Annotated in this window: 16 protein-coding genes and 1 pseudogene; 3 read left to right on the top strand and 14 right to left on the bottom strand. The window is 64.5% G+C overall.

Annotated features, from left to right (window positions below):
- Nucleotides 1–118: 118 nt before the first annotated feature.
- The 14 genes from K3F44_RS03610 to K3F44_RS03545 all read right to left on the bottom strand — a co-directional run bounded on the left by K3F44_RS03610 (nucleotide 119) and on the right by K3F44_RS03545 (nucleotide 14012).
- Complete coding sequence (locus K3F44_RS03610) at nucleotides 119–808, bottom strand: response regulator (protein ID WP_188035676.1); 690 nt, start codon at nucleotides 806–808, stop codon at nucleotides 119–121.
- Nucleotides 805–3459, bottom strand: a complete 2655-nt coding sequence (locus tag K3F44_RS03605; RefSeq protein ID WP_220633352.1) for a sensor histidine kinase KdpD — start codon at nucleotides 3457–3459, stop codon at nucleotides 805–807. The genes K3F44_RS03610 and K3F44_RS03605 overlap by 4 nt, the downstream gene beginning before the upstream one ends.
- A gap of 3 nt (nucleotides 3460–3462) precedes the next feature.
- Nucleotides 3463–4041, bottom strand: coding sequence for a potassium-transporting ATPase subunit KdpC (kdpC, locus tag K3F44_RS03600; protein ID WP_220633351.1), 579 nt, complete (start codon nucleotides 4039–4041; stop codon nucleotides 3463–3465).
- A gap of 10 nt (nucleotides 4042–4051) precedes the next feature.
- On the bottom strand, nucleotides 4052–6106 hold the full coding sequence (kdpB, locus tag K3F44_RS03595) for a potassium-transporting ATPase subunit KdpB (protein WP_220633350.1): 2055 nt from the start codon (nucleotides 6104–6106) through the stop codon (nucleotides 4052–4054).
- A gap of 9 nt (nucleotides 6107–6115) precedes the next feature.
- Complete coding sequence (gene kdpA / locus K3F44_RS03590; RefSeq protein ID WP_220633349.1) at nucleotides 6116–7810, bottom strand: potassium-transporting ATPase subunit KdpA; 1695 nt, start codon at nucleotides 7808–7810, stop codon at nucleotides 6116–6118.
- A gap of 9 nt (nucleotides 7811–7819) precedes the next feature.
- The gene (kdpF, locus tag K3F44_RS03585; RefSeq protein WP_101318193.1) at nucleotides 7820–7909 is read right to left on the bottom strand and encodes a K(+)-transporting ATPase subunit F; all 90 of its coding nucleotides are present in this window, start codon (nucleotides 7907–7909) and stop codon (nucleotides 7820–7822) included.
- A gap of 114 nt (nucleotides 7910–8023) precedes the next feature.
- Nucleotides 8024–9073 carry an AI-2E family transporter gene (locus K3F44_RS03580; protein ID WP_101322976.1) on the bottom strand — a complete coding sequence of 350 codons (1050 nt, stop codon included), beginning with the start codon at nucleotides 9071–9073 and terminating at the stop codon, nucleotides 8024–8026.
- A gap of 12 nt (nucleotides 9074–9085) precedes the next feature.
- Nucleotides 9086–9868: a DUF4892 domain-containing protein gene (locus K3F44_RS03575; protein ID WP_150573395.1), complete on the bottom strand. Its 783-nt coding sequence runs from the start codon at nucleotides 9866–9868 to the stop codon at nucleotides 9086–9088.
- Nucleotides 9869–9977: 109 nt separating this feature from the next.
- Complete coding sequence (locus tag K3F44_RS03570; RefSeq protein ID WP_220633348.1) at nucleotides 9978–10832, bottom strand: alpha/beta hydrolase; 855 nt, start codon at nucleotides 10830–10832, stop codon at nucleotides 9978–9980.
- On the bottom strand, nucleotides 10829–11617 hold the full coding sequence (locus tag K3F44_RS03565) for an alpha/beta fold hydrolase (protein ID WP_220633347.1): 789 nt from the start codon (nucleotides 11615–11617) through the stop codon (nucleotides 10829–10831). The genes K3F44_RS03570 and K3F44_RS03565 overlap by 4 nt, the downstream gene beginning before the upstream one ends.
- 102 nt (nucleotides 11618–11719) lie before the next feature.
- A complete protein-coding gene (locus tag K3F44_RS03560; RefSeq protein ID WP_101318185.1) occupies nucleotides 11720–12061 on the bottom strand; it encodes a hypothetical protein in 342 nt (113 codons plus the stop codon).
- Nucleotides 12062–12157: 96 nt separating this feature from the next.
- Nucleotides 12158–12616, bottom strand: coding sequence for a phosphohistidine phosphatase SixA (gene sixA / locus K3F44_RS03555; protein ID WP_220633346.1), 459 nt, complete (start codon nucleotides 12614–12616; stop codon nucleotides 12158–12160).
- Entirely contained in the window at nucleotides 12613–12960 is a 348-nt protein-coding gene (locus K3F44_RS03550; RefSeq protein ID WP_220633345.1) for a DUF4389 domain-containing protein, read from the bottom strand. Before K3F44_RS03550 ends, sixA begins: the two co-directional genes overlap by 4 nt.
- 26 nt (nucleotides 12961–12986) lie before the next feature.
- A complete protein-coding gene (locus K3F44_RS03545) occupies nucleotides 12987–14012 on the bottom strand; it encodes an NAD(P)H-dependent glycerol-3-phosphate dehydrogenase (protein ID WP_150569687.1) in 1026 nt (341 codons plus the stop codon).
- Nucleotides 14013–14198: 186 nt separating this feature from the next.
- On the opposite strand from K3F44_RS03545, the gene K3F44_RS03540 reads away from it, so the two are divergent.
- The 3 genes and pseudogenes from K3F44_RS03540 to K3F44_RS03530 form a co-directional block, all read left to right on the top strand.
- Entirely contained in the window at nucleotides 14199–16313 is a 2115-nt protein-coding gene (locus K3F44_RS03540) for a TonB-dependent siderophore receptor (protein ID WP_220633344.1), read from the top strand.
- Nucleotides 16313–17203 (top strand): ABC transporter substrate-binding protein, encoded by an 891-nt coding sequence (locus K3F44_RS03535; RefSeq protein WP_188035669.1) that lies wholly within the window; start codon nucleotides 16313–16315, stop codon nucleotides 17201–17203. Before K3F44_RS03540 ends, K3F44_RS03535 begins: the two co-directional genes overlap by 1 nt.
- Nucleotides 17200–18708, top strand: a pseudogene (locus K3F44_RS03530) (ATP-binding protein); the annotation flags it as partial. The gene K3F44_RS03535 and the pseudogene K3F44_RS03530, both read left to right, overlap by 4 nt.
- Between the last annotated feature and the right edge of the window lie 97 nt (nucleotides 18709–18805).

Below are 18805 nucleotides of genomic sequence, written 5' to 3'. Positions count from 1 at the left end.
TCTTCGTCACAATTGAATCGGAATGCTCGGGACCGCATGCAAATGCGGTTCACGAGTATCCACAACTCGTATTACTCAATCGCGATCAAGCGCCGAAGCGGTGTTGCAAAGTACGGGCTTACGGCACCAACAACCGATACCCCACCCCAGGCTCAGTCACGATAAACCGTGGCGCAGTAGGGTCATCGCCCAGCTTCTGCCGCACGTGCGCAACCACGATCCGCAGGTAGTGCGTATCGTCGACGTGGCTCGGCCCCCAGATATCCTTGAGCAGTTGCTGCTGGGTGATCACTCGCCCGGGGTGCCCGGCCAGTTGCGCCAACAGTGCGTACTCCTTGCGGGTCAGCGCTATTTCGCTGCCATCGAGGGTCACGCGGCGGTAGGCGAAGTCCACCAGCAGCGGCCCGAAGCTGGCACTGGCCAGCGCGGCGCTACCCTGTGGCACCTGGCGCAACAGGGCGCGAATGCGGGCGAGAAACTCCTGAATGCCGAACGGTTTGGTGACGTAGTCGTTGGCGCCGCCATCCAGGGCATCGACCTTTTGCAGCTCGCTGGCACGCACCGACAGCACCATCACTGGCACCGAGCTCCACTCACGCAATTCGCGCAGCACCTGCTGGCCGTCCATGTCTGGCAGGCCGAGGTCGAGCACGATCAGGTCGGGTTTGGCCAAGGCCGCCTGGGCCAGGCCTTCGCCGCCGGTGGCGGCTTCGATGACCTTGTAGCCTTGCGAGCTCAGGCTGATGCGCAGGAACTTGCGAATCTGCGGTTCGTCGTCGATGACCAGCAAGGTGGCAGTTTGGCTCATGAGTCCTGGCTTTCGGCGGTGGGCTGTGGGGGCAATGGCAAGCATAGAGTGATGCAGGTGCCGTGGCCATCGATGCCGTCAGCCACCTGGATGCTGCCGCCGTGGGCGCCGATCATGCCCTGGCAGATGGCCAGGCCGAGGCCTGTGCCCTGCCCGCCGCGGTCGCCGCGGGCGGCGGTGTAGAACATGTCGAAGATCTTTTCGCGTTCAGCTTCGGGGATGCCGGGGCCTTGATCGCTGACGGCCAGGCACAGTTGCTCATCACGCACGTCGACCTGCAATTGCAGGCGGCCATCTGGGGGTGAAAAGCGCGCGGCGTTTTCCAGCACGTTGACCAGCGCCTGTTCGATCAAGGCAGCGTGCACGAACAGCAGCGGCAGCTCGCTCGGCACATCGGTGCTGACCCGCAGCGGCGCCAGCACCGCGCGCAGACGCTGCAGGGCGCTGGCGACGATATCGGCCGGGGCCACCCAGTCACGCGCGAGCTTGAGACTGCCGTGACCGAGGCGGGTCATGTCGAGCAGATTCTGGATGTAGCGGTCGAGGCGCTCGGCTTCATCGCGGGTGCTTTCGAGCAATTCGCGGCGGTCGTCGGGCGGGATCGCATCGCCGAGCGCAAGCAGGCTATCGATGCCGCCGCGCATAGCGGTCAGCGGTGTGCGCAGGTCGTGTGACACCGAGGCCAGCAAGGCGCTGCGCAGCTGTTCGGTTTCGCCGTGCAGCCGCGCAGCTTCGAGTTGTTCGCCGAGGCGCGCACGGGCCAGGGCCTGCGCCAGCGGCTGGGCCAGCGCCATCAGCAGGCGTCGGCGCTGGGCTGTGAGGGCCGCGTTGTCACGTGGACGTACGCCGAGCAGGGCCAGCGGTTGCTCATCGACCAACAGCGGCCACCACCACCAGCGACCATTGGGCAAGGTGTCGCTACCGTGGCCAGCGGCCTGGCCGTGCTGCCAGGCCCAGTCAGCGGCAGCGCGCTCGGTGTCGCTCAAGCCGGGCAACTGGCCGTTGGCAGCTTGCAGCAGGCCTTCGCTACCTCGCTCGAGCAGGCATACGTGCAGATCCTGCCACCCGTCGAGGTGCTGGCTGGCGGCGCTGAATACTGCCTGGCGGTCGGTGGCGACGGTGAGCTTGCGTGACAGGTCGAGCAGTTGACTGGTCTGCGCCTGGGTCTCGCGCAAGGCCTGCAACTGGCGCCGCTGGCGCGCGGCGAGGTTGCCGGTGAGCGCGGCCATCAGCAGGAAGAACACCAGCGTCAGCACATCCTCTTCGCGCTGAATGCTCAGAGAGAAGTTGGGCGGGATGAACAGAAAGTCATAGCTGACAAACGACAGCACCGCGCACGCCAGCGCCGGGCCGAGGCTGCTGCGCACCGCCACCAGCAGCACGGCGGCGAGGAATACCAGCGAGATATTCGGCAACGCCAGCACGCTGGACACCGCCCAGGCCAGGCCTGCGGCAAGCGCAGTGGCGAGTAGCGCCAGCAGATAGTGCCGCCAGATCCACACCCGCTTCGCTGCCGTGCGCGGTGCGGGTGGCTGCGCCTCGCGGTCGAGCACGTTGATTTCCAGGCCGTGGTTTTCGCGCAGCAGCCGCGCAGCGACACCGGCACCGAACAGGCGCCGGCGCAGACGATCACGCGACTGCCCCACCAGCACCAGGCTGGCACGGCGCTCGGCGGCATGCTGGAGCAAGGTCCTCGCGACTTCGCCGGCGCGCAACAGCACTACCTCGCCGCCCAGCCGCTCAGCCAGTTGCTGCGCGCTTTGCAGACGCTGGCGGGCGCTTTCGTCGCGCAGCTTGCCGTTGTCGACATGCACCAGGCTCCACGGCAAATGCCGGCGCTGGGCCACGCGGCAGGCGTGGCGGACCAGCCGCTCGGCTTGCTGATCGCCGTCGACGCCGACCAGCAAGCGACCACGCAGGGCCGGCGCTTCCTGGCCAAGCTGGCGATAGCCGTGGGCCAGGTCGGCATCCACCTGCGCCGCGGCGGTGTGCATGGCCAGCTCCCGCAGGGCACTGAGGTTGGTCTGCGAGAAGAACGCATCGATGGCGGCGCGGGCCTGCTCGGGCACGTAGACCTTACCTTCGCGCAGGCGCTGCAGCAGTTCGCGCGGTGGCAGGTCGATCAGCACCAGTTCGAAGGCTTCCTGCAGCACCCAGTCGGGCAGGGTTTCGCGGACCTGCACACCGGTGATGTCGCGAACCTTGTCGTTAAGGCTTTCAAGATGCTGCACGTTGACCGTGGTGTAGACATCGATGCCGGCCGCGAGCAGCTCCTGCACATCCTGCCAGCGCTTGGCATGGCGGCTGTTGGGGGCGTTGCTGTGGGCCAGTTCGTCGACCAGAGCCAGCTCGGGACTGGCGCGCAGCAAGCCGTCGAGGTCCATTTCCTCAAGAGTGACTCCCCGGTATTGGCTGCGCAGCAGCGGCTGCTGGAGCAAGCCGCCGAGCAGCGCCTCGGTCTCGGCCCGGCCGTGGGTTTCGACCACCCCGGCCACCACCTGCACGCCTTGGCGCTGCTGGGCGTGGGCGGCCTGGAGCATGGCGTAGGTCTTGCCCACGCCGGGCGCTGCACCGAGAAATACCTTGAGCCGGCCACGCCCGGCGCGCGGCAGGTTGGCCAACAGCGCGTCGGCGCGGGCAGAGTCACTCATGTTTCATCCTTCACAGTTGCGGTGATCAGCACAGCGGGTCAATTGCTCCAGCGCCTGATTCAGCGCCAGCACGTTGACCACCGGTGGGCCGATCAATGGCTGCAGGGTGGCCTCTTCGATCAGCCCTTGCAAGCGCTCTACCGGCACTTTGCGCGCCGCCGCCACTCTGGGGATCTGATACGCCAGCGCTTGCGGCGACAGATGCGGGTCGAGACCGCTGGCCGAGGTGGTCAGCAGGGCTTGCGGTACCGGCCCCAACTCGGCGCGATACAGCGTGCCTGCGTCTGCCTTGACCCGCTCGGCCAGAGCCGGATTGCTCGGCGCCAGATTGCTCGCGCCACTGGCCACGGTGGCATACGCCGCCGCAGACGGACGTGGGTGGAACCAGCCATCGCCAGTGAACGGTTGGGCGATCAGCGCCGAGCCGCGCACCTGGCCCTGCTCGTCGTGCACCAGGCTGCCGTTGGCCTGCGTGGGGAAGGCCACTTGCGCAACCGCCGTCACCGCCAGCGGATAAAGCGCGCCGGTGATCACTGTCATCAATACAACCAGGCTCAGGGCCGGGCGAAGGTAAGTAGTCATAACGGCCTCCTCAGACCAGGTGCAGGGCATTGAGCAGCATGTCGATCAGCTTGATCCCGGCAAACGGCACGATCAGGCCGCCGACACCGTAGATCAGCAAATTGCGCCGTAGCAGATGGGCGGCACTCGCTGCCTGCACCCTCACCCCACGCAGTGCCAAGGGGATCAGCGCGACAATGATCAGCGCGTTGAACACGATCGCCGAGAGGATCGCGCTCTGCGGGCTGGCCAGCTGCATCAGGTTGAGCACGCCCAGTTGCGGGTAAATCGCGGCAAACAGCGCCGGCAGGATGGCGAAGTACTTGGCCACGTCGTTGGCGATCGAGAAGGTGGTCAACGCACCGCGGGTGACCAGCAACTCCTTGCCGACCTGGACCACGTCGAGCAGCTTGGTCGGGTCGCTGTCGAGGTCGACCATGTTGGCCGCCTCACGCGCGGCCTGGGTGCCGTCGTTCATGGCCATGCCGACATCGGCCTGGGCCAGCGCCGGCGCATCGTTGGCACCGTCGCCGCACATGGCGACCAAGCGGCCGTCGTTTTGCTCTTGGCGAATGCGCGCCAGCTTTTTCTCCGGGGTGGCTTCGGCCAGTACATCATCGACGCCGGCCTCGGCGGCGATGGCAGCAGCGGTCAGCGGGTTGTCGCCGGTCACCATCACCGTGCGGATGCCAAGCTTGCGCAGTTCGGCGAAGCGCTCGCGGATGCCTGGCTTGACCACGTCCTTGAGGTGGATCACGCCGAGCAGGCGCTGGTCGACGCACACCAGTAGCGGCGTGCCGCCACTCTGGGCAATGCGCTCGACTTCCTTGGCCAGCGCCGATGGCATCTGCAAGCGCTCGATACCGACAAAGCCCAGCACCGCATCGACGGCGCCCTTGCGGTAGCGGCGCTGCTCGAAGTCGACGCCCGACAGCCGTGTCTCGGCGCTGAACGCCACCGGGCTGAATTGATCGGCGCCCGGCTCGTTGAAGTCGTGCAACTGGCGCAGGTATTCGACAATCGACTTGCCCTCGGCGGTGTCGTCGGCAAGCGACGCCAGCAAGGCGCCCTCGCCCAGCTCCTTGGCCGTCACCGCCGGCGCTGTGTGCAGCGCGCTGCAGCGCCGGTTGCCGAAGGTGATGGTGCCGGTCTTGTCGAGCATCAGCGTATGCACGTCACCGGCCGCCTCCACTGCTCGCCCGGAGCGGGCAATCACGTTGAGCCGCACCAGCCGGTCCATGCCGGCGATGCCGATAGCCGAAAGCAGGCCACCAATGGTGGTCGGGATCAGCGTCACCAGCAGCGCGGCGAGGAAAATCAACGGCAGGCTGCCGCCGGCAAAGCGGGCGAAGGGCTGCAAGGTCACCACTACGATCAAGAAGATCAGGGTCAGGCCGATCAGCAGGATGTCGAGGGCAATCTCGTTCGGGGTCTTCTGTCGCTTGGCGCCTTCGACCAGGGCGATCATGCGGTCCAGGGTCGATTCGCCCGGGTTGCTGGTGATGCGGATGAGCAGCCAGTCGGAGACCAGCCGGGTGTTGCCGGTGACGGCGGAGCGGTCCCCACCGGACTCGCGGATGACCGGCGCCGATTCGCCAGTGATGGCCGCCTCATTGACCGCCGCGATGCCTTCGAGCACCTCGCCGTCGCCAGGAATCAGCTCGCCGGCCACCACCTTGACCACATCGTCTTTGCGTAGCGCGCTGGCGGCAACCGTTTCGAAGCTGCCATCGGCACGCCGGCGCTGCGCATTCAAGCCCTGGCTGCCGGCCTTGAGGCTGTCGGCGCGTGCCTTGCCGCGACCCTCGGCCAGCGCTTCGGCAAAGTTGGCGAACAGCACGGTGAACCACAGCCACAGCGCGATCTGGATCGCCACCGCAGTGCTGACACCGCTCTCTGGCGCAAAACACAGCAGCGTAGTCAGCAGCGCCGTCAGCGCCACCACCAGCATCACCGGGGAACGCTTGAGCTGACGCGGGTCGAGCTTGACCAGCGCCTGTATCAGGGCGGGCCGCCACAGTGCGGCGAAGCGGGTCTGATCAGTGCCAGGGCGTGGCGCCTGGACTTGAGCAATAGGCATGTTCATGTTGATTCCTCAGAAACCCAGGCTCAGTTGTTCGGCAATCGGCCCCAGGGCCAGGCTTGGCAGGAAGGTCAGGCCGCCCATCAGCAGGATGATCACCAGCAGCAAACCGGTGAACAGCGGGCCGTGGGTGGGGAAGCTGTTCTGCCCTTGCGGTGCGCGGTTCTTCGCCGCCAGGCTGCCGGCCAGGGCCAGCACCGGCAGGATGTAGCCGAAGCGGCCAATGAGCATGGCCAAAGCGATCATGACGTTGTGGTACACCGTGTTGGCGCCAAAGCCGGCGAAGGCCGAGCCGTTGTTGGCGGTGCCAGAGGTGTAGGCGTAGAGCAGTTGGCTGAAGCCGTGCGCGCCGGGGTTGCTGACCGCACCGGCAGGGCCTGGCAGGCTGGCTGCGAGGGCGCCGAGCACCAGCACACCAAGCGGCATCACCAGCAAGGTCGCCACCAGCAGTTGGACTTCCCGCGCTTGCAGCTTCTTGCCCAGATATTCAGGCGTGCGACCGATCATCAGCCCCGCCAGAAACACTGCAATCAAGACGAACAGAAGCATGCCGTAGAGGCCCGCACCCACGCCGCCGAAGATTACCTCGCCGACCATCATGTTGAGCATCGCGACCATCCCGGTCAGCGGGTTGAGGCTGTCGTGCATGGCGTTCACCGAGCCGTTGGAAGCGGCGGTAGTGGTGACTGTCCAGAGCACCGAGCCGGTGGTGCCGAAGCGGCTTTCCTTGCCCTCCATCGGTGCCGACTGCTGCACCTGCTCACTGATCAGCGCTGGATTGGGCTGGTACTCGGCCCACAGCGCAGTAGCCCCGCCGATCAGGAACAGCGCCAGCATGCAGGCGAGAATCGCCCGGCTCTGGCGCAGGTCCTTGACGTAGTGGCCGAAGGTGAACACCAGCGCCACCGGGATCAGGATGATCGACCCCAGCTCGAACAGGTTGCTCCAGGCCGTGGGGTTTTCGAACGGATGGGCCGAGTTGACACCAAAGAAGCCGCCGCCATTGGTGCCCAGTTGCTTGATTGCGATCTGGCTTGCGGCCGGCCCGAGCGGGATAGTCTGGTCAGCGCCTTGCAGGGTCACGGCATGGGCGTAATCGGCAAAGGTCTGTGGCACGCCCTGCCACACCAGCAACAGCGCCAGCAGCAGGCACAGCGGCAACAGGCCGTAGAGGGTGGCGCGGGTCATGTCGACCCAGAAGTTGCCGACCGTTGTCGCCGAACGCCGGGCAATCCCGCGGCACAGCGCGACCAGCACGGCCAGGCCGGTCGCGGCGCTGACGAAGTTCTGCACGGTCAGGCCGAGCATCTGGCTCAGATAACTAAGCGACGCTTCGCCACTGTAGGCCTGCCAGTTGGTGTTGGTGACAAAGCTCACCGCCGTGTTCAATGCCAACGACCAGTCCTGGCCCGGCAACCGTTGCGGATTGAGTGGCAGGTAACCCTGCAGCATCAACACGGCGAACAGCAGGACAAACCCGGCCAGGTTAAACGTCAGCAGGGCCAGCGCGTACTGCTTCCAGCTCTGCTCCTGCTCGGTCTGGACGCCCGCCAGCCGGTAGCAGCCGCGCTCCAGCGGGCCGAGCGCCGGCGACAACCAGGTGCGCTGGCCTTCCATGACCTTGTAGTAGAAGCGCCCGAGCCAGGGCGCGGGCAGCAGCACGATGGCAAAAAACGCCAGCAGCAAGGCAAAGTCATAACTGTGCATGGCCGCTCCCTAGCTGTGGTCGGCGCGCAACAGCGCAACCAGCAGGTAAACCGCCAACGCCACTGCCAAGAGCAGTGACACGCCTTCAAGCATGTACATGAGCCAATCTCCCCGGAATGCGGCGTGGGCCGCTTTGCGAGGATTGTCCGGGGGATGGCCGTAAAGGAACGAGAGCGAGCGCTGGTTCAGCGCATAAAGAAAGCGTAAAGCCTGCTAGGGTTGCACGCTCGGCTGAGTGCTGCGGCTCCAGTCCAGCAACAGGCTGTAGGCCACGGCGAGCAGGGTCGGGCCGATGAACAGACCGATGAAGCCAAACGCGATCAGGCCGCCGAATACCCCGAGCAGCACGATCACCAGCGGCAGATTGCCGCCACGGCTGATCAGGTACGGTTTGAGCACGTTGTCCACGCCGCTGATGACGAAGGTGCCCCAGATACCGAGAAACACTGCCATGCCGTAGTGCCCCTGCCACACCAGCCACGCGGTGGCGGGCAGCCACGCCAGCGGCGGCCCCATCGGAATCAGGCTGAGCATGAAGGTCACCAGACCGAGCACAATCGCCCCCGGCACGCCAGCGATGAGGAAACCGATCATCGCCAGCAGGCCTTGCGCCGCCGCCGTGCCGATCACGCCGTTGACTACGCGCTGCACGGTGCCGGCGACCAGTTCCAGGTAGTACTCGGCGCGCTCGCCGATCAGCCGCTGCAGCAGGCGCAGGACAAATGCCGCCAGCCGCGGGCCGTCGCGGTAGAAGAAGAATACAAAGACCAGGCTCAACGACAGCTCGAGCACGCCGCCGCCAATTTGCGCGCTGCGCGCCAGCAGCCAGTTGCCAACCTGGCCGAAGTAAGGTTTGGCCGATGCCAGCAGCGCCGCACCCTGCTGGTCAAGGGAGTTCCACCAGGTCAGCAGGCGCTCACCGACCAGCGGAATACTGCCCAGCCAGGCCGGTGCCTCGGGCAGGCCATCGACCTGCACATCGCGGATAAACGCCGTGGCATCGCGAATATGGTCAGCCAGGTTGAAGCCGAGCCACACCAGCGGCAGCGCCACGATCAGAATCCACAGGGTGGTCAGCACCGCCGCAGCCAGGGTTTCACGTCCGCCCAGCCAACGGGTGAGCAGGCGCATCAGCGGCCAGCTGGCAAACGCCAGGATTGCGCCCCACAGCAGTGCCGAGATGAACGGCGCCATTACCCACAAGCCGGCGCCCAGCAGCGCCAACAGCAGAATCTGTACCAGCAGGCGATCATTGTTGGCCACAGGTGCACTCATTTAACGAATCAATTCCAAATGCAACCCCTCGGTCTCGGCAGTGCCGACCTCCAGCCGTGCAGCGCGTACGCCCATCTTGACCAACTGCTCGCGCCAATCTTCAGCCTGCTTGCCACTCAGGCTGACGCGCAAAGTACTGTCCAGATTCAGGCTGCGACCGAGCAGGGTCACCCAGGCCGGCAACGGTGCCGTCAGGTCAGGATAGTCAAGTTTGCCGGTGTCGCGCAGCTCACGCATGACCGTGGCCGAGGTCGGCAGCAGCTCGCCCAGCGGCGACTCGGCAATAAATTCCTCAACATGCAGGTAAACCCGCTTGTTACCCGCAGTGACGCTGTACAAGGCAACCAGCGTATCGGCTTCCTCAGCCGAGCGGCGCAGCAGGATAAACGCCTGCTGCTCATCGCCACCGTTGAGCCTGGCGTTCTTGAACACCTCGTTGGCCCACAGACTGGCTTCGCCGCAGTCGCGTTTTTCACACCAGAACAGCGGATAACCGCCCTCCTCCTGCAGTGCTTCGCGGGCGCTGGTAAAGGCTTCGCGTGCGGTGCGTTCGGCGGGCAGCTGGTAGGTCACGGAGCTGACCTGGCCGCGGCTCTCGACCTTGTCGTCAACCCGCAGCCGGCCGCTGATCTTGCGCAACGGGCCGAGGGGGTAAACCCGCTCCTGCTCCAGCGCCGGGCGCTGATCGACTATCTTGGCGTCCAGCGGCACTGGCAGGCTGCCGGCCCACAGCAGCGGGCTGGCAAGACCCAGGCAGCCGGCAACCAGAATTCGAATACTCATCGGCCTCCCTTGCCGCTGGCGGCGTGGGTGGCGAGGGGGTAAATGTCAGGCATGTCCATGGTTGTCTCCCTGTTCAACCTGCCAAGCCTCGGCACTTGTCCGGAGCAAGTCAAGAAAACCCGCAGAAGCGATTGATACAGTCTGCGACAAGGGTCGCGCCCTGCTCGTCGTTCAGGTGCAAGTGATGACCGCCAGGCAGGCGCACCTGCTCGAAGGGTAGCTGCTCCAGCAGCGCCGTGTGGCGCGCGAGCATGCCATCCGCCGCAACCACCAGGCAGGTCGGGCATTCGATGCGCTGAACAAAGGCCATGGCCTGCGCCTCACTCAAGCGCGCTGGCGACGGCAGGGTCAGACGACTGTCGCTGCGCCAGCTATAGCCGCCCGGCACCGGCATCAGGCCGCGTTGAGCGAGCAGTTCGGCAGCTTCACGGCTGACCGCGACCATACCCTTCATACGCGCCTCGATGCCTTGTTCGAGGCTCGGATAGATCGACTTGCGTTTGCTGTCCAGGCGTAACTGCGCCTGCAGGGCCATGCCCAGCCGCTGCGCAGCATCCTGCTCGGCGCCGGTAGGCGGCAGCACGCCGTCGATCAGCAGCAAGCGACTGATCCGCTCTGGCAGCGCTCCGGCCAGCTGCGCCGAAATGATTGCGCCCAGCGAATGGCCAAGCAGGCCAAAGCGCTGCCAGCCGAGCTGCTCGGCAACCCGAACGACATCGTGGGCATAATCGGCCAGCGCATAGCTGGCACCCGCCGGGCGATGCTCTGAATAGCCATGGCCAGCCAGATCCAGCGCGACGATACGCAACCCGCGCAGCAGCGGCGCCAGCCGGGCGAAGCTGTTGGCATTGTCCAGCCAGCCATGCAGCGCGATCACCGGCTCGCCATCCTCCGGGCCAAACAGATGAGCTGCCAATTCGATGTGGCCCAGATTGAGCCGGATTTCCTCGACCTGCGCGCTCATGGCTGCCCCCAACGATCAAACAGTCCTTTGATCAAGCTGGCGGTATCAGCGGGGCGCTCCAGCGGGAACATATGCCCGCCCGGCACGCTGTGGTATTCGCCCAGCGGCATGGTGCGCACGGCAAAGGCGTGATGGCGGCGGATCACCCGGCTGCGATCGCCGCGAACCATCGCCAGCGGCACCTGCAGTTGGCGCGCCGGTGCCGGGCTCAAGTGCGGGATACTGCGATAGATGCTGATCTCGGTGGCGGGATCGAAGCGCAGGCGCAGGCCGCCCTCAGCTGCTTCCAAGCCATGCTCCAGATAGGCCTCGAGGCAGTCTGGGTCAAAATGACGGAACAGCGTCTTGCCAGTGAAGTAGCCCCGCGCACTGTCCCGATCAGCAAACACAGCGCGGCGGTTCAGGGTACGCCCGGCCGGGGTAATGCGGTCGATGAAGCCAAAACGTTTGGCCGTGCGCAGCAGCCACTGATCGGCGCGGGTCAACACTGGCGAATCGAGCATGACCACGCCGCGGTAATAGTGCGGGCAGCGCAGCGCCGCGTGCAGGTGCAATACCCCGCCCAGAGAATGGCCAACGCCCCACACCGGCCCTGGCTGCTGGGCCAGGTGGTGGAGCAGTTCATCGACCAGGTTGAGCCAGTTGTCATCGACCGGGAAGCGCGGATCATGGCCGTGCTGGAGCAGATGCTGAACCTGATAGTCCGGCGCGAGCGCAGCAAACAGCTTGCCGTAGGTGGCCGAGGGGAAGCCATTGGCATGGGCGAAGAAGATTTGCTGCGACATGGCCGCCTGCTCTCACGAAAAGAGTGCCCATTGTCGGCAAGCGCAGCGGCGGCGGCAACGTCCGGATAGGTCATCGCCAAGGGCGTTCAGGTCATCGCCGGTTCAATCGAAGCTGGCCATCGACCGGCGCAGGCACGCCTGCATGTAGGCCAATTGATACTCGAGTGCCTCGCGAGCCTGGGCCTTGTCCGCTTCTTCCAGCTTGGAGCGGCGCAGCGCAAGGCAGCTGGTCTGCAGCAGATGCGCCATACGAATGCTCGCCTGGCGCAGTTGCTCAAGCTCATATTGGCCTTCGCACTTGCCCAGCAGGCGATTGAAGCTGGCATCCGCGCAATCCTGCAGCAAACGGTGCTCGGCAAAGTCCGGCACGCCATGCTCGTTCAGTTTGTCCAGCACACGCTGTGGGCTCACCGAGCTCACCAATTCAAGACGTCGACTACTCATCCACTACTCCCTGTTACACGGTTCGACTCTCACGCGATCAACGCTAGTAATCAGCCGAACGCCCAGGCAACTGGCAAAAATGCCAGTTGCCGCAGGCTAGCCGGGATGACTCAAGGCTTTCAGTGACATCAATCCAGGCAACGGCCAGTCCCCTTCCAGCTCGGCCAGGCTGGCGGTGCTCATAGCTGCCGGCTGTTGCAAATGGCCGTGCTCAAGCATGCCGACCAATGCGCCTACCAGCGGCTGGTGGCTGACCAGCAAGACGTGCTCAAAGCCCAATTGTTCAAGCTCGGTGATGGCTTCACGCACGCTGCTTTCTGGGGTGAGCCAGGCCACCGTACGCAGCGGCTGAGGAAAATCGAGGGTTTCCTGCACCAATGCAGCGGTTTGCTGAGCACGCACGTAAGGGCTCACCAGAATCGCCTGCAGTGGTTGCCCCAGCAGCCGCGCTGCGCTGTACAGGACCTGCTCGCGGCCGTGGCTGGTCAGGCGCCGTTCGGCATCGCTATTAGCACGTGGCTCGGCTTCGCCGTGACGCAGGATCCACAGTTTCACAGCTTGGGGTCCTCATCACGCACCGGATGGGCCGCGGCCGCTACAACGTGTGGCGCCTCACCCTCGGGTGCGCGTGGGGTTGGCCAATCGGAAAACGGCCACGGCTTGCGATCGCTGTGAAAGGTGCCAAAGCGGCCGATCTGCGCCAGAAACTGGCTCAGGCTGTCGCCGAAGTTCATCAGGCTGGCACTCGGCGCGCCGTAGACCAGACGGTAGATCAGCTGCACCAGCACCAGGCCGGCCAGCAGCAATTCGGCCAACTGCCAGACCACCAGGAACACGAGCATCCACAGCACCCGCAGGATGATCGATTCGCGCTCCACGCGCTCGGGGGTATCGCTCATGTATTGCTCCTTGCTGTGCTCAGCGTTTAGTTGAAGCCGCTGGTGGAAATGAAGTCGACGTCGGTTTTCGGTTCCGCGCGCATCAGGTGTTCGATGACCTGATTCAAGGTGCGCCCTTCGAACAGGATCGCATGCAGCCCGGCTACCAGTGGCATGTACACCTGGGCGTCATCGGCCTTGGCCTTGAGCACCTTGATGGTGTTCACGCCCTCGGCCACTTCGCCCAGCCGGCTCACCGCTTCTTCCAGCGACAAACCCTGGCCCAGCGCATAGCCGACCTGGTAGTTACGGCTTTTCGGCGACGAGCAGGTGACGATCAGGTCACCGACCCCGGCAAGGCCGAGGAAGGTCATCGGGTTGGCCCCCAGGCTGACGGCGAACCGAGTCATTTCGGCCAGCGCGCGGGTGATCAGCATGCTTTTGGTGTTTTCACCCATGCCCAGCGCCACGGCCATACCGGCAATGATCGCATAGACGTTTTTCAGTGCGCCGCCCAGTTCGACACCGAAGCGGTCGGCACTGGCATAGACGCGGAAGGTGCGCCCGTGCAGTACCTCTTGCACGCTCAGGCACAGCGCTTCGTCTTCGCTGGCGACCACCGTGGCGGTCAGTGCGTGTTCGGCGATTTCGCGCGCAAGGTTGGGCCCGGAGAGCACCCCAATACGCGCCTCGGGGGCGATTTCTTCGAGAATCTGGCTCATCAGCTTGAAGCTCTGCGCCTCGATGCCCTTGGTCAGGCTCACCAGGCACTTGCCGCGCAGCAGCTCGGCATGCGGCGCCAGGACGCTGCGCAAGGCGCTGGATGGCAGCGCAACAAAAATCAGTTGTGCAGCTTGCAGGGTGGCCAGCAGGTCATTGACCGGCTCGACGCCGTCCTGCAAGCGGATACCTTTGAGGTAGCGCGGGTTTTCGCGGTTGACGCGCATCGCCTGCGCCTGGTCCGGATCGCGCATCCACTGGCGCACAGGGTTGCCGTTTTCGGCCAGCAGGTTGGCCACGGCGGTGCCGAAGCTGCCGCCTCCAAGAACTGCAACAGGTTGCTGTTCAGTCATATCCAGTCCGTTAAAGCCAAAGTTGAGTGGCGACGGGCGCATTATACGGGCCAGATGCGGCATAACCAGAGGCACGCGGTGTCAGCCTATTACCCGCTCGACGGTGTAGCCAGCATGGATGGGGCTGCTGGAAAAACCTCTACGGTCGGTTAACATGCGCGTTTCCTGCTGAAACAAGGCTGTAACGTGTTGTCTGGCACGCCGCCCTTCCCTCGCCTGCTATTACTGACTGCCCTGCTTGGCGGGCCAGCTGTGGCCGACGACCTGTTTATTGACAACCAGGACCTGCCGCAAGTTCTCACTGCCACCCGACTTAAACAATCTGCAGCCGGCGTACCGGGCAGCATGACTGTGCTCGACAGCCAGTTGATCCGCGCCAGCGGCGCCCGCGACATCCCCGAGCTGTTGCGGCTGGTGCCGGGCATGATGATCGGCTACGGCGCCAGCAACCAGCCGACGGTCAACTACCATGGCAGCAACGTCAGCGAGGCGCGGCGCATGCAGGTGCTGATCGACGGCCGCTCGGTGTACCGCGCAGGCCTGGCCACCGTCGACTGGAGCGATATCCCGGTAGCACTTGAGGATATTGAGCGGATCGAGGTGTTTCGCGGGCCAAACACGGTCAGTTATGGCGCCAATGCCCTGATGGCGGTGGTCAACATCCTCACCCGAAGCCCTGCCGACAGCCAGGGCACGCGCCTCAAGCTGAGCCGCGGGGCGGATGGCGTCAACGATTTTTACGCCAGCCAGGGCTTGGGCTGGGAGGGCGGCGACCTGCGTCTGTCAATGTCCGGCCAGGAGGATGACGGCTTCGATCACGACCAGTCGGGCGCTGACTACCGCGACAGCCGCCGGCTCAACCGGATCAACCTGAGCGTGCTGCAGCAGTTGGCGAGCAACCAGACGCTGGAGTGGCAACTGGCGGCCAAGGAAGGCAGCAATCAGCGCCCCTACACCTATCAGCCGGTGTTTCCCTACGTCACCGCCCGTGGCAACAACGCAGACGTCAAGGCCAAGGACTACGCTGGCTCGCTGCGCTGGAACATTGATTTCAATGACCAGCACAGTCTCTATGTACAGGGCTCGGCGCAGCACTTCGACCGCCAGCAAGTGTGGCGTGCCTGCGATGCGGCATTGTCGTTCAGCCCAGCCCTGACTCGACTGTGGCAGCTCGACTCGAACTACGCCGAGCAGGTCGCCCGCAACATCGTCAACCCGCCGGCCAACAACAATCCTGCGCTGCAGGCACTGCGCGATCAGGTCAAGACCCAGTGGGACAGCCAGGGCGGCAGCCAGGTCGTGTGCGGTGATGTCGACCAAAGCACCCGGGAAACCCGCTACGACCTGGAAATCCAGGACACCCTGAGCCTGACCGACAACCTGCGCCTGCTCAGCGGCGCCAACTTTCGCTATGACCAGGCTGACTCGCAGACCTATTTCAATGGCACCCTGAGCGACCACACCTGGCGCCTGTTCGGCCAGCTGGAATGGCGCGCCGACGAGCACTGGATCATCCAGGGCGGAACCATGTTCGAGGACAGCCGCCTGTCCGGCAGCTCGCTGACGCCGCGCCTGGCGGTCAACTACCTGATCACCCCGCGTCATGGCCTGCGCGCGGTGTATTCCGAAGCAGTGCGCTCACCCGACATGTTCGAGAACAACGTCAACTGGAGCTATACGGTCAATAACCTCAGCCCCTATCAGCCTGGCCTGGGCAGGGGCGAGTACTTCGTCAAGACCCGCGGCCCGGGCGATCTCGATCAGGAGCGGATGCGCTCGCGTGAACTGGGCTACAACGGCAGCTTCAGCGAAATCGGTCTGAACCTTGACCTGAAGGTCTTCTCCGACGAAATCAGCGGCATGATCAGCGAGCCGCTGCGCAACAACCAGTACATCGCCAGCAACAGCAACAAGGCCCGTTTCAGCGGCAGTGAGCTGCAACTCGATTGGCACCTTGGCCAGCGTGACCGGCTGCGCCTGACCTACGCTTATGTCGACGCCTGGGCCAGCAACCGCAACGACAGCGAAGCCAGTGCGCGCAATAGCGGCTCTGCCGGCTGGTTGCGCGACTGGGGCGATGGCTGGTCGAGTGCGCTGTTCTACTACGGCGATGACGCGCTTAACCAGTATCGCTATGAGCGGGTTGACCTGCGCCTGGCCAAGCGCTTGCGCATTCGACGCAGCAACCTTGAGCTGGCCGCACTGTGGCAGCAGCGTCTGGACGATGAACCGATCACCCTCGCGCAGAACCGCTACGACAGTCGTCAGCGCCTGAGCGTCAGCGCGGAGCTGGAGTTCTGATGGCGCGCTTGCTCGGTCTGCTGCTGATCTGCCTGTGGCCACTGGCGACACTGTCGGCCAATGAGGTGCTGGTAGTCGGCGCCAGCGACCAGGCTGGAATGCGCAGCTTCGCCCAGGCACTGCAAGTTCGCCGTGGCAATGATCAGGTGCACTTCCAACCCGTCTCAAGCTTGCCGCCACCCAGCCAACTGCCGCGTGACCTGCGCCTGATCCTGCTCGACCGCGCCGCGCTGCAATGGCGCATGAGCGAATCCGCCGGGCCGCGCGCATTGCTCATGCGGGTCAGCCGCGTCGAGGCCGAACATCTGCTGGGGGCAGATCGCCCGGGCTACCTGAGCCTGCTCTGGAACGATCCGCCGTTGGCCCGGCAGTTGCGCCTGACCCGCTTGCTGATGCCGCAGGCACGACGAATCGGCGTGCTCTATGGCCAGCACAGCCACTTTTTGCTCAATGAGTTGCGCCAGGCCGCACGGCCACTGGGGCTTGAGATCGTTGCCCAGCCCTGGCCAGACCTGCGCGACAGCCGCCCGCTACAGCAAGTGCTGGCTGACAGCGACGTACTGCTCGGCCTGGATGACCCTGATCTGTATAACGCCAAGACCGCGAAAAACGTCTTGCTCAGTAGCTACGGCCGGCAAATGGCGCTGATCGGCCCCAACGCCGGTTTTGTCCGTGCCGGCGCCTTGGCCAGCACCTATAGCGACCAGGACGACTGGCTGGCAGTGCTCGACCAATTGCTCGATCAGCCGCCAGCTCGCTGGCCACGCAGCTTGTACCCTGTCCATTTCGGCGTCAGCGGCAACCAACAGGTGGCGCGCGCGCTGGGCCTCGAACCGATCGACCCGCAGGCCGCCGCACTGGCCCTGGCCGCAGGAGAGTCCACCCCATGAGTAAACGCCTGAGCTGGGATATCCATACCCGCACCCAGATCATCAGCCTGGGGCCGGCCCTGCTGCTGACGCTGCTGCTGATCAGCTTCTTCACCTTCGTGCGCATTCAGGATTTGCGTCAGGAGCTCAATCACACCGGGCAACTGATCGCCAATCAGCTGGCCCCGGCTTCCGAATACGGGGTTATCTCAGGCAACAATGAAGTGCTCGACAGCCTGATGCGCGCCACTTTGAGCATCCCCCATGTGCGCTTCCTCGAGGTTCAGGATGGCCGCAACAATATTCTGGTGTATGTCGAGCAGGCCGATGAGAGCGCCAACCGCGCACAGCGGGTCGAGGTGTTCCAGGCGCCGATCCGTCTGCAGCAGATCCGCCTGGACAGTGACTTCCTGCCACCCACCAAGACCACCTTGCCGGGCATCACCGATGATTACCTGGGCCGGGTCATCGTCGGCATGTCCGACGATGCCTTCAACCAGCGCCAGCAGGAGATTGTGATCAAGGCCGGCATCTTCGCCCTGTTTGCCCTGCTCTTCACGTTCCTTGTGGCGCGGCGCCTGGCACGCAGCCTGGCCGAGCCGATCAGCGACATGGGGCTTGCCGTCAAGGCGATTCAGCAAGGCACCTTCAATACCCCGGTGCCGGTGGTCGATGACAACGAACTGGGCAACCTGGCGCGGCACATCAACAACCTCGCCAGCGCCCTTGAGCAGGCCAGCCAGGAGCAGCGTCAGGCAATCGCGCAACTGACCCAGGCGCGCGAGGAAGCCGAACAGGCCAACCGCGCCAAGTCGGACTTTCTAGCGATGATGAGCCACGAGTTGCGCACACCGATGAACGGCGTGCTCGGCATGTTGCAGTTACTGGAAACCACCCAGATGACCGTCGAGCAGGCCGAGTACACCTCTGTCGCCAGTGAATCGACCGGGCATCTGCTCAAAGTCATCAACGACATCCTCGATTTCTCGCGTATCGAGCGCACCCAGCTTGAGCTGGAACACATCGAATTCAGCCTTGGCGAACTGATCACCAGCAGTGTGCAAGCCTTCCAGCACAGCGCCCAGCAGCGTGGCCTGGGCTTGCACCTGCAGTTGCCCGCTGACGCCGAGCACATGCGCGTCTATGGCGACCCGACGCGGATTCGCCAAATCCTGCTCAACCTGATTGGCAATGCATTGAAATTTACCGAGCAAGGCAGGGTAGAAATCGAGCCGCGCTGGCAATTGGCCGATACGGGTGGACTATGGTTCACCTGCGCGGTTCGCGACACCGGCATCGGCATCGACGACCAGCATCTGGAAAGCATGTTCGTTGCCTTCCAGCAGGCCGACAGTTCGATCTCGCGCCGCTACGGCGGCACCGGGTTGGGGTTGGCCATCGCGCGAACCCTGGCAGAGCGCATGGGCGGCCGCCTGCACGCACAGAGCCGCGCGGGGCGGGGCTCGACGTTCACCCTGGAAATACCGCTGACGCTTGCGGCCGCGAGCCACCCGGCCAGACAGCCGTGACTGGCGATAAATGTTAAAGTGCGGCAGTCTTAATGCTGGACAGGCGCGCCGCTGGGCCTGAAAATACCGGTTTCAGTGAACACCTGTACTCATT

The organism is Pseudomonas sp. S07E 245, from assembly GCF_019599025.1.
GTDB classification, from domain to species: domain Bacteria; phylum Pseudomonadota; class Gammaproteobacteria; order Pseudomonadales; family Pseudomonadaceae; genus Aquipseudomonas; species Aquipseudomonas shirazensis.
Note: the sequence above shows the minus strand (reverse complement) of the source record. Positions and strands in the feature narration are given on the sequence as shown.